Source organism: Allocatelliglobosispora scoriae, from assembly GCF_014204945.1.
Classification (GTDB): Bacteria; Actinomycetota; Actinomycetes; order Mycobacteriales; family Micromonosporaceae; genus Allocatelliglobosispora; species Allocatelliglobosispora scoriae.
The window spans coordinates 1,776,491-1,788,038 of the sequence record NZ_JACHMN010000003.1 but is presented as its reverse complement, the minus strand read 5'-3'; the positions used below and the strand labels follow the sequence as shown (position 1 = coordinate 1,788,038).

The 11,548-nt window shown below is 68.0% G+C and carries 4 protein-coding genes; all 4 read right to left on the bottom strand.

Going from position 1 to position 11,548, the window contains the following annotated elements; all coding sequences use genetic code 11:
* Nucleotides 1–52: 52 nt before the first annotated feature.
* The 4 genes from F4553_RS34250 to F4553_RS34235 all read right to left on the bottom strand — a co-directional run bounded on the left by F4553_RS34250 (nucleotide 53) and on the right by F4553_RS34235 (nucleotide 11,466).
* Nucleotides 53–4,657, bottom strand: a complete 4,605-nt coding sequence (locus tag F4553_RS34250; protein ID WP_184844821.1) for a galactose-binding domain-containing protein — start codon at nucleotides 4,655–4,657, stop codon at nucleotides 53–55.
* 484 nt (nucleotides 4,658–5,141) lie between these two features.
* A complete protein-coding gene (locus tag F4553_RS34245) occupies nucleotides 5,142–5,432 on the bottom strand; it encodes a hypothetical protein (protein WP_184844818.1) in 291 nt (96 codons plus the stop codon).
* A 578-nt stretch (nucleotides 5,433–6,010) separates the two neighbouring features.
* A complete protein-coding gene (locus F4553_RS34240; protein WP_184847272.1) occupies nucleotides 6,011–9,259 on the bottom strand; it encodes a GH92 family glycosyl hydrolase in 3,249 nt (1,082 codons plus the stop codon).
* A 152-nt stretch (nucleotides 9,260–9,411) separates the two neighbouring features.
* Complete coding sequence (locus F4553_RS34235) at nucleotides 9,412–11,466, bottom strand: PQQ-dependent sugar dehydrogenase (RefSeq protein ID WP_221470590.1); 2,055 nt, start codon at nucleotides 11,464–11,466, stop codon at nucleotides 9,412–9,414.
* Between the last annotated feature and the right edge of the window lie 82 nt (nucleotides 11,467–11,548).

Below are 11,548 nucleotides of genomic sequence, written 5' to 3'. Positions count from 1 at the left end.
TCACCGGCCGAACCCCACTGTCGGATTCAGGCCGAGTCGGTCACCGGACGGGTCAGCCGCCGGTGATGACGAACTGCGACCCGGGCTGGGTCACGATGTTGCCGGTCGCCGAGTTCGTGATCACCACGTTGGTCAGGACCGCGTTGCCCTGGACACCGCTCATCGCGAGGATGCCGGCGCCGTTGTTGGACTTATCGATCTTGACGTTGATGATCTGAACGTTCGGCATGGCGCCGCCGCCGTTCTTGAACTGGATGCCGTCGTAGGTCGAGTCGTAGATGTCGGTGTCGCGGATCGTGACACCGGTGATCGGCAGGCTCGACGGGAAGAGCGTGATGGCACCGAACTCCTGGTCCTCGTTCCAGAACACACCACCCGAGCGGTAGATCCCGTTGTTGGCGATGAGCGTCGTCCCCGAGAAGGGCAGGGGGCTGTGGTCCGTCGCCAGCATGATCGCCGGGTAGTTCATCGTGTCGTAGATGAGGTTGTTCTCGATGGAGTTGTCGTAGCCGCCGTAGATCGCGATGCCGTTGGCACGCCACGGGAGCTGCACGGTGTTGTTGACGAAGTGGTTGTCGTGGGTGTTGTCCAGCGTGCGGTCCTTGACCGCCGTGTTGGCCCAGACCGCCAGCGCGTCGTCACCGGTGGTGCGGAAGGACGAGTTGAACACCTTGGAGTTGTGCGTGCCGTTGGTGAAGTTGATGCCGTCGGCGTAGGTGTCGCGGATCCGCATCCCGCTGAAGAGCAGGTTGTCGCCCGGTCCCCAGAGAGCCGGGATGTTGTCGTAGTCGCGACCGACCCAGACACCCACGTTGGCGTGCTCGATCCACACGTTGGTGATCTTCGTGTTGAGACCGAACCGGCCGTTGAGGCCGACGCCGCCCTCGTCGTTGCCGTCGCCGCCACGGATCCGGCCGGAGCCGAAGATGGCGATGTCGGAGATCTGGGTGTTGCTGTCGATGTCGAACCCGAAGTTGCCCTCGTGCGGGTGGTTGATGCCGCCGATGACGTCCTGCGGCTCGGTCAGCGTGTAGAACTGCGAGCGCCACATGCCGGCACCCTTGATCGTCACGTTGCTGATGCCGACCTGGTTCCACTGACCCCGGTTCAGCGGGTCGTCGGTCAGGATCTTCTGCTCCTGACGCCACTGGCCCTCCGGGATCCAGACGCAGCTGATCACGCCGTTCTGGTCGTCGGTGACGGCCCGCTGGATCGCGGACGTGTCGTCGAGGCCGTCGTTGGGGACCGCGCCGTAGGACGTGATCGAGGTGCACTCGGCCGGCTTGGTGAGCGCCGGCGCGACCTGCTCGAGGTCGATCATGTCGATGATGTAGAACGAGGCGTTGTCACCGGAGTCGCGCTGGAGCTTGAACTTCGTGCCTGCCGGGTAGGACTGCGCCAGCAGCGCGTTGGACTCGTCGAACAGGCGCCGGGCGTCGCCGCCGGGGGTGTTCGTGAGGCCCTCGGGCTGGTCGGTCGTGCCGTAGAGCCAGCTGTGCCGCGAGGACAGCGTCAGCTTCTGCACGAAGGTGCCGTTGGCGTAGAGGCTGATCGTGGCCTCCTGGCCGCCGCCACCGGCGGCGTCCGGGATGGAGTTGCGGACCACGATCGAGTTGGCGGCGTTGGTCGAGGTGAACTCGACGAACTGGCCCTGGGTGTTGAGGCGCACCGACTTGCGGCCCGAGGACTCGGTGCCGAAGTTCGTGTGCCCGAAGGTACGCAGCGCGTCGGCCTCGACCAGCACGCCGTTGTAGTTGGCGGCCTCGGCCTCATAGGAGGTGTAGGGAACCGCAGCACCGCGACCGACCACGATCGCCTGCGACAGCGCGTTGTTGGTCTCGTTGGTCTCGGCGACCACGTTGGTCGCGTCGACCGTGGCGGTGATGGTGGCGCCGCCGCTCGTCGCGGTCCAGGTGCCGGTGACGGCGACCGTCGCCGAGGTGCCGGCCGCGATCGACGCCGTGTTGGTGTTGAGCGTGGTGCCGCCCACCGTCAGGCGGGTCACCGAGGTGACGCCGGACGCCGTGGTGCCGCGGTTGTTCACCGTCACGGTGAAGCTGACCGCCGCGCCGACCGCCGGGTTGGCCGGGTTGCTGCTGATGCCGAGCACCTGCAGGTCCGGACCCGGCGCCTGGGTGACCGTGAGCTGCGACGACGCCGTGTTGCTGTTGTTGGCGTCGCTCTGCTCGATGATGTTGTTGGCCGGGTCGACCACCGACGAGACGGTGTAGCTGCCCATCCCCCGCGTTCCCGCGTTGAAGGAGACCGTCGTCGAGGCACCCGCGTTGAGCGCACCCACGTTGGCGCTGCCGACGAGCGCACCGGCGAGGCTGAAGTTGACCGTCGTCGCCGCCGAGGCAGCCGTGCCGATGTTGCTCACGGTCGCCGAGAGGGTGATCGCGCTGACCTCGCTCGGCGAGGCCGGGGACCAGGTGGTCGAGGTGATCGTCAGGTCGGGGTTCGGCGACGGGGTGCCGCAGACCTCGAACTCGGCGACCTGGCCCGACGGGGCACCGGTGTTGGAGGTGAAGCGCAGCTGCACGTCCGCCGTGGTGGCCGAGACCGGGATGTTCACCACGTTGGTGCCCTGGACGAACTGGTAGTTCGCCGCGGCCACCAGGCTGGTGTAGGTGCCCGAGGCCTGGTCACGACCCAAAACCTGGATGTTCTGGGTACGCGTGCCCCACGCGCTGTCCGGGTTCAGCTTGACGTTGACCGCGCTCACGACGTGGTTGGCACCGAGCACCGCGGTCAGGGTCGACGGGAAGCCCGAGCCCTCCCAGTAGGTCGAGACCTGGCCGTCGTTCGCCTTCTCCGGGGTGAAGGTGAAGATGGAGCCGGATGCCGTCAGCGTCTTGCCCGACGCGACGTTGGTGCAGCCCGGGTTCTGGGTGCCGGTCCGGGTGACGGTGTTGCTGTTGCCGGAGAGGTTCCCCGCGCCGTCCCGTGCCCGGACGAAGTAGGAGACCGTCGCGGTCTGCGGCTGGCCGTCCTGGTAGGTGAGCACGGTGCCCAGGGTCGCGATCAGGGCGTTGTCGCGGTAGACGTTGTAGCCCGCCAGGCCGCTGCCGCCGGTGTCGGTGGAGGCGCCCCAGTTCAGCGTGATCGTCGTGCCCGAGGTGCTGTGCGACAGGGTGCCCGGGGTGCTCGGCGCGGTCGTGTCGGGGCTGGTGCCCGTACGCGTCACGGTGTTGCTGTTGCCCGAGAGGTTGCCCGCGCCGTCACGTGCCCGCACGTAGTAGGAGACGGTGACCGTCGCGGCCTGCGTGTCGGCCCAGGTGGTGACGAGGCCGACGGACTGGGCGAAGACGCCGTTGCGGTAGATGTCGTAGCCCGCCAGGCCGCTGCCGCCGGTGTCGGTCGACGCACCCCAGTTCAGCGTGATCGTCGTGCCCGACGTGGACTGCGACAGGGTGCCCGGGACGCTCGGCGCGGTCGTGTCCGGGGACGTGCCGGTCCGCGTCACGGTGTTGCTGTTGCCCGAGACGTTGCCCGCGTTGTCGCGCGCCCGGACGTAGTAGCTCACCGTCGCCGTGGCCGGCTGCGTGTCGGCCCAGGTGGTGACGGTGCCGACGCTGGCGGCGAGGGCGCCGTTGCGGTAGATGTCGTAACCGGCCAGGCCGCTGCCGCCGGTGTCGGTCGACGCGCCCCAGTTGAGGGTGATCGTCGTGCCCGAGGTCGTCTGCGACAGGGTGCCCGGAGTGCTCGGCGCGGTCGTGTCCGACGTGCTGCCCGGACCGTAGACCTCGAACTCCGAGATCTGACCGGCCGGCCACGCCGTGTTCGCCGTGATGTCGAGCCGCACGTAGCGGGTCGAGGCCTGCGCGAAGGTGATCGTCACCGAGTTCCCGGCGACGGCCGGGTTGAAGGTGTAGGTCGCCGACGCCGACAGCGCGGTGAAGGTCGAGCCGTTGGTGCTGCCCTGCACCGACAGGGTCTGGTTGCGGGTGCCCCAGCCGGCCGGGATCTTCAGCACGACCTTGTTGACGTTCTGCGCCGAGCCGAGGTCGACCTGCAGCCACTCCGGGAAGGAGTTGGAGACGCTCTCCCAGTAGCTGGCCTGGTTGCCGTCGACCGCGTTGCCGGAGCCGTAGACGTCGCCGTGGCCGCTCTCGGCGGTCGACTTGCCCTGGGCGAGGTTGGTGCTCGCCGTCCCGGCGCCGTAGACCTCGAGCTCGGAGAGCTGCGCGGCCGGCCAGCCGGTGTTGGCGGTGATGTTGACGCGCACATAGCGGGTCGACGTAGCGGTGAAGTTGATGGTGACGACGTTGTTCGCCGGGAACGCGTAGGCGGCCGACGCGACGATGTTGGTGAAGGACGAGCCGTTCGTGCTGCCCTGCACCGAGAGCGTCTGCGTGCGGGTGCCCCAGCCGGACGGGAGCTTCAGCACGACCTGGTCGATGCTGGTCGCGGCGCCGAGGTCGATCTGAGCCCACTGCGGGAAGGCGTTGTTGGCGCTCTCCCAGTAGCTCGCCTGGTTGCCGTCGTTGAGGTTGCCGTTGACGTTGCCGCCGTTGGTGCTGCTCGCGGCGGTCGCCTTGCCGAGCGAGAGGTTGGGGCCGCCGGCCGCGTGGGCTACGGTCACCCACCCCATGGTGGCGATCATGGCGGTCGCGGCAGTCGCCGCGATCACCTTGATCGGATTGATTCGTCTCATCACTGTCCTTGTCGCTGAGGGACGGGCGCGTGGCTGTGATTGACGGCAGCGGGGGGTGTCGGCACATGACCGTGGGACCGCTACCGACGAGTTAGCCGGGAAACAACACACCGGCAGGTGAGCGGCCCTGCTGGAACTTGCACGAGCGAACGACAGTCCATGCACTGGATTGTCATAAACTTGCACTGCTTTGGCCAAAGGTTACCGACGTGCTACGGGCGCGTCAACACTTCGGACACCATCAGTGCCACCGATCGGCCAGGACACGCGGCTTTGCCCGGCGGCGCCCCCAGCGGTCGCCGGCTCCAGCACTCGCGACGGTCCCCTTCCAGCGATCATGGACGGTCAGCGCGCGCTCACCCCTTCCACACTTCGCTCCAACGGCCTCGACGAGCGCGAGCATGATCGCGTTGTTTCCGGGAAATAGGCCCCTCCCCCACCTCCGGTAGGGCCAGCTTCCGGGAAACACCGCGATCATGGACGGTCAGGCAGGACCGAGAGGCCGGACCGCCCGCTGGCGGCCAACACCAGCAACGGCAGCGAGTGGGCAGCGGGGCAGCAGCAGCGGCAGCAGCAGCGGCAGCGGCAGCAGCAGCAGCAGCGGCAGCAGCAGCAGCAGCAGCAGCGGCAGCGGCAGCGGCAGCAGCAGCAGCAGCAGCGGCAGCAGCAGCAGCGGCAGCGGCAGCGGCAGCAGCAGCAGCAGCAGCAGCAGCAGCGAGTGGGCGACGCACGCGTCATGATCGCGCTGTTTCCCGGAAATAGGCCCCTCCCCCACCCCACGTAGGGCCAGCTTCCCGGAAACACCGCGATCATGGACGGTCAGGCAGGACCGACAGGCCGGACCGACCGCTGGCGGCCGACGCCAGCAACGCCAGCAACGGCAGCAACGGCGGCGGCAGCAGCAGCAGCGAGTGGGCAGCGCACGCGTCATGATCGCGTTGCTTCCCGGAAATAGGCCCCTCCCCCACCCCACGTAGGGCCAGCTTCCGGGAAACAACGCGATCATGGACGTCACCCCCGGTCGGAGCGGTCCGGCAAGGGACGGCGCAAGCGCGACCCGAGCGGGCAGCGCACGGCAGAACCTGCCTCTCGTCGGCGCGCTCTTTGCTGAAGCCGCCCCGCGCCACCCGACCGCCCAGAGCAAGGACCCGCCAGCCCGCGCCACACCCCCGCACCCGCACCCTGCAAGCACCGCACCCCGCAAGCACCGCACCCCGCAAGCACCACACCCCGCAAGCACCACACCCCGCAAGCACCGCACCGGGCCGGTCCGGCGCCGCACAGAGCCGTCGCGTCGCGACACGGAACGGGCCGCCATCACCCACGATGGCGGCCCGTTCCCTCCTGCATCAGTTACCCGAGCAGCTCCCACTCGGCGAGCTGCGTCTCGGCAGCGCCGTGGTTCGCGGTGATCTGCAGCCGGTAGCGCGAATAGGCGGTGTTGTTGGCGACCACGAACGCCCTGGTCTGCCGCCGATCGCTGAAGTCCAGGTTGCTCCGCGTGTCCAGCGTGACCCAGGTGGTCCCGTCGGTGGAGCCCTGCAGCGTCCAGTTCTTCGGATCCCGACCCGGCACGTCGTCCGCCGAGGTCAATGTGTACTGCTTGACCACCTGTGAAGCACCGCCGCCGAACTGATAGGACAGCGTCGCGGTGGTGGCGAACGCGAGCCACTTGCTCAGCGAGGTGTCGTCGACGAGCTTCGCGGCGTTCTCGTTGGTCCCGTTCTCGGCGCTGGCCGTGATCGTGCCGCCGGTGAGCTTGTCGGCGAGCGGCTTCGGCAGCGCCGAACCCGAGGTGATCGAGCCCGGGATGTCACCGGCACCGGTGCCCCACGACGACGGCGACGAGCCCATGACGAAGCTCAGCGTGCCGCCGTTGAGCAGGTCGGCGTGGGTGAGGTAGTTCTTGGTGTAGTTCACCCCGTTGAGCGTGGCGCTCTGGATGTAGCGGTTGGTGTCGCTGACCGCCGGGGCCTCGACGGTGAAGGTCCGGCCGTTCTCCAGGGCGATGGTGGCCTTCGGGTTGAGCGGCGCGCCGATGGTGTAGTCGGTGCTGCCCATGCGAGCCGGGTAGAAGCCCAGCGCGCTGAAGACGTACCACGCCGACATCTGGCCGTTGTCCTCGTCGCCGAGGTAGCCGTTGCCGGTGCCGGCGCCTGAACCGTAGAGCTTGGTGAGCACCTCGCGGACCCGGTTCTGGGTCTTCGACGGCGTTCCGGCGTAGTTGTACATGTAGATCATGTGGTGGATCGGCTCGTTGGAGTGGGCGTACTGACCCATGTTGGTGTCGTAGGCCTCCAGCATCTCGTGGATGGTGCCGCCGTAGCTGCCGACCAGGTAGTCCCGGGACGCCGCGAAGACCGAATCGATCTTGGAGGAGAGCTGGGCCCGGCCGCCGAAGAGGTTCGCCATGCCCTGCGGGTCCTGCGGGGCCGCCGTGACGTAGTTCCACGGGTCGCCCTCGGTGAACTCGTAGCCCCACTCGTTGGGCTTGAAGTTCGCGTCGGACGTACGCCACGTGCCGTTGCTGTTCTTGCCGCGGAAGAAGCCGACCGACGGCGAGTAGAGGTTGGCGTAGGCCAGTGCCCGGCTCTGGAAATAGGCGGCGTCCTCGGTCTTGCCGAGAGCGGAGGCCATCGCGTAGATGCCGAAGTCGGCGTTGGCGTCCTCCAGCGTCCAGGCGGCGGACTCGGACCGCACGTCCTGCGGCACGTAGCCCTTGAAGGTGGAGACCTCCAGGCTCTTGCGGCCCTTGGATCCGTCGTTGGAGTAGACGCTGGCGTTCTTCACCATCGAGGCGTAGGCCGCGTTGTAGTCGAAGTTGCGCACGCCCTTGACGTAGGCGTCGCCGAAGGCCAGGTCCTGGTTGGTGCCGACCATGATGTCGATGTAGCCAGGCCCGGTCCACCGTGCCGTCCAGCCGCCGTTCTTGTACGCGTTGACCATGCCGTCGAGCATCTCGCCGGTCCTGGTCGGCGCGAGCAGCGTATAGAGCGGCCAGACGGCGCGGGCGGTGTCCCAGAAGCCGTTGTTGACATACATCTGGCCGTCGTGGACGGCGTTGTCATAGGGGCTGAGGTATTTGCGCACGCCCCCGACGATCTCCGAGCGGTTGTTCGGGTACATGAACGAGCGGTACATGTTGGAGTAGAAGGTGACGAGGCGGTCCGTGGACGCGCCCTCCACCTTCACCTTGCCGAGCGTGTTGTCCCAGATCGTCGCCGCCTCCTCCTTGACGGTGTCGAAGGACTTGCTCCCGACCTCCTGGGCGAGGTTGCTCGCCGCCTGGGCGACACTCATCCACGACGTGCCGACCTTGAGCGTGACCTGCTCGTTGGCGGTGGTGGCGAAGCGGATCCAGCCCGTCGCGCCCTGCCCGCTGACGTTGCCGGTCGCGGCGATGGCGTGGTCGACGGTCGCCGAGAAGTAGAGACGGCGGCCGCGGTGGTCGCTGTAGCCGGAGATCGTGCGGTTGGCGGCGTCGAGCACGACGGAGCCGCCCGCGCTGTCGATGGTGTCGAAGAGGAGGACCGCATCCGACGACGACGGGAAGGTGAAGCGGAGCACGCCCGCGTGGTCGGTGGGCGCCATCTCCGCGGTGATGTTGTAGGTGTCGAGCTTCGTCCTGTAGTAGTGCGCCTGGGCCACCTCGTTGGCGTGGCTGAACGTCGACTTGCGCGCATCGGGTGTCGACTTGAGGCCGCCGGTCATCGGCATGATCTGGAGCTGGCCGTAATCGCCGATCCACGGGCTCGGCTCGTGGCTGATCGCGAAGCCCTGCACGGTGGTCTTGCTGTATTCATAGAGCCAGTTGTCGGAGTTGCCGTTGGTGATCGGCGTCCAGAAGTTGAAGCCGTTGGGCACCGTGGCACCCGGGAAGGTGTTGCCGCGGGAGTAGCCGCCGGTCGAGTTGGAGCCGCGCCGGGTGTCGACATAACTGGACAGGCGGGCCGGTGCCGCGCTCGCCAGGATGGAGATGTCGTCGAACCAGCCGCGGAAGGTGCCGGTGTTGAGCGGCTGGTCATAGGCGATGAGGATCCGGTCGACCGTCTTGCCCGCCACGTTGTTGCCGATGGCCGAGGTGACGTAATTCCACTTGTCGAACCCGAGCACGGAGCCGTTGCCCTGGAAGGTCGGGTGCACCCGGACGCCGTACTGGTCGACGGCGCCGGAGTCGCGCAGGTTGGACCCGTCGGTGAAGATCAGGTCGACGGCGACGTCGAGGTGCCCGCCGGACTGCGGGTAGACCCAGTAGGACAGGGTGGTCGCGGCGGTGACCGGGATGTTCACGTCGAAGACCCGATTGTAGGAGAACGACGAGGTGGCGCTGAGGTCGTTGCCGGAGTAGAGCAGCGCCGTGGAGCCTGCGTGCGCGGTCCCGCTGCCGACGATGGACTCCATCCCGGTCAGCGCGCAGCAGTAGCCGCCGATGTTGGTGCTGGACTCGACGCTGTTGACCCAGGTGGGCTGCGGGTCGCCGGCCTCGAAGCCGGTGGTGAAGTCGCCGGGGGCGGCGGTGGCGGGCAGCGCCGGGGCGAAGGCGAAGCCGGCGGCGAGGACCGCCGTGGCGAGCCAGGCGGCGGGGCGGGAGCGTTTCTTCATGGTCATGCGAACCTGCCGTCGATGAGGGATGGCCGACCGCGCCGCCGATCGGATGACAACGTTGTCAACGGCCGGATATTAGGCGCGCCTGGGGAACTTCGTCAACGGCCGGTGGCCCACGGCAACCGTGGACCACCGGCCGTACACACTGGTCAGAGGCCGAGCGTCACGTGGAGGATCTTCTCGTTGCTGTTGTTGGGGGTGCTGTCCTTGTCACCGAGGTTGGTGGTGGTGAGCCAGAGACCGCCGTCCGGCGCGGGCTCCACGGTGCGCAGGCGCCCATAGGTGCCGTTGAAGTAGGTCTGGACGTTGGTGAGGCTGGTGCCGCTGATGACCGCCCGGTACATCCGGGTGCCCCGGGCACACGCGACATAGAGGACGTCGCGGACCACGGCGATGCCGGAGCAGGAGCCCTCGGCGGTGGAGTAGGTACGCTTCGGCGCGATGAACCCGGCCGTGCCGCAGGTGCCGGAGGTGCCCTCGCAGGCGGGCCAGCCGTAGTTGCCGCCCTTGGTGATCAGGTTCGTCTCATCCATGATCGCGTTGCCGAACTCCTGCTCCCAGAGGCGCCCCTGCGAGTCGAAGGCGAGGCCCTGCGGGTTGCGGTGGCCGTAGCTCCAGACGTAGTTGCCGAACGGGTTGTCCGACGGCACGGTGCCGTCGGTGTTGAGCCGCAGGACCTTTCCGGCGAGGTTGTTGATGTTCTGCGCGTTGTCGCCGTTCTGCGCGTCGCCGGTGCTGGCGTAGAGCTTGCCGTCCGGACCGAACCGCAGCCGGCCGCCGTTGTGGAACTTGTTGCGCAGGATCCCGCTGAGCAGGACCTGCTCGCTGCCGGTGTTGAGGACGTTGTTCGTCTCCAGCCGGATCCGGACGATCCGGTTGTCGCTGGGCGAGGTGTGCATGATGTAGAGCCACCGGTCACTGGCGAAATTCGGCGAGATGGCGAGGCCGAGCAGCCCGCCCTCACCGTCGGTGCTCTGCACGTTGGGCACCGTGCCGACGGTCGTCTTCACCCCGGTCGACGGGTTGAGCCGGATGATGTCCTGCGCGTCGCGGCGGTTGTAGAGGACGGTGCCGTCGGGCAGCGTGACGAGGCCCCACGGGATGTCCGTGTCGGTGGTGACCTGCCGCACCGTGCAGACCGAACCGCTGCCGCAGGACGCACCGGTCGTCACCGTGATGGTGTTGCTCGCCGGTGAGACGTTGGCCTGGGCGTCCTGCGCCCGGACGTAATACTGGTAGCCGGTGTTCGCCGCGAGGCCGCTGTCGATGAAGCTCGGCGCCGGCGGAGCCCCGGTGACCGTACCGACCTTGGTGGCGTTGCGGTAGATGTCGTAGCTCCGGACGCCGACGTTGTCGGTCGCGGCGGTCCAGCTCAGCGACACCGTGGTCCCCGACCCCGAGCCGGTCAGGGCGGTCGGCGCGGTCGGCGGCGTGGTGTCGGCCTGGCACTGCGGCGGCGTGATCGTCACCGTGGTGCTCGCCTGCGAGACGTTGCCCGCGGCGTCCCGGGCGTTGACGTAGAGGCCCCAGGTCACGCCCGGCACCACCGTCAGGGTGGTGGACAGGGTGCTGCCGCTGACCGACGACATCTGCTGGCCGTCGTGGTAGATGTCGTAGAACGCCACGCCGACGTTGTCGGTGGCGGCGTTCCAGGCGAAGGTGACCGAGTTGCAGAGCAGGTTGCTCACCCGCGCGTTACCGGGCACCGTGGGCGCCTGGGTGTCGCCGCCGCCGACGGTGGTGGTCCAGCGCTGGTTGCTCTGGCCGTTGCAGGTCCACAGGCCGACGACGGTGCTGTTCGCCGTGCCCGCGCCGGTCACGTCGAGGCAGAGCCCGGACTCGACCCCGGTGATCGAGCCGTTGGCGTTGATCGTCCAGCGCTGGTTGGCACCGCCGTTGCAGGTGTAGATCTGCACCACGGCCGGTGCGGTGGTGTCGTGGCCCGCGACATCGAGGCACCGGCTGTCGGCGTAGATCCGGAATTCACCGGCGGCCGTGTAGTTCCACGCCTGGTTGGCCTGGCCGTTGCAGTCGAAGATGTTGACGCCGGTCCCGGGGTTCTGGTTGTTGGCGATCACGTCGAGGCAGCGGCCGGAGCCGACCCCGACCACGGTGGTCGCGGCGGCCGAGGCGGGTGCCTGGACGGCGACGGCGGAGACGGCGACGAGGGCCATCGCCATGAGTATTCGGATACGGATTGCCATGCAGTCCTCCAAGATGGGATGTATCGATGGACATACATTGCCCACCTTTCGCGTGGTTATGCCCGGTAGGGGCGGGCCGCCC

Bases quoted from the DNA above. Each gene is read 5' to 3' on its own strand.
- F4553_RS34250 (WP_184844821.1), bottom strand. From the start codon at position 4,657: ATGAGACGAATCAATCCGATCAAGGTGATCGCGGCGACTGCCGCGACC.
- F4553_RS34240 (WP_184847272.1), bottom strand. From the start codon at position 9,259: ATGAAGAAACGCTCCCGCCCCGCCGCCTGGCTCGCCACGGCGGTCCTC.
- F4553_RS34235 (WP_221470590.1), bottom strand. From the start codon at position 11,466: ATGGCAATCCGTATCCGAATACTCATGGCGATGGCCCTCGTCGCCGTC.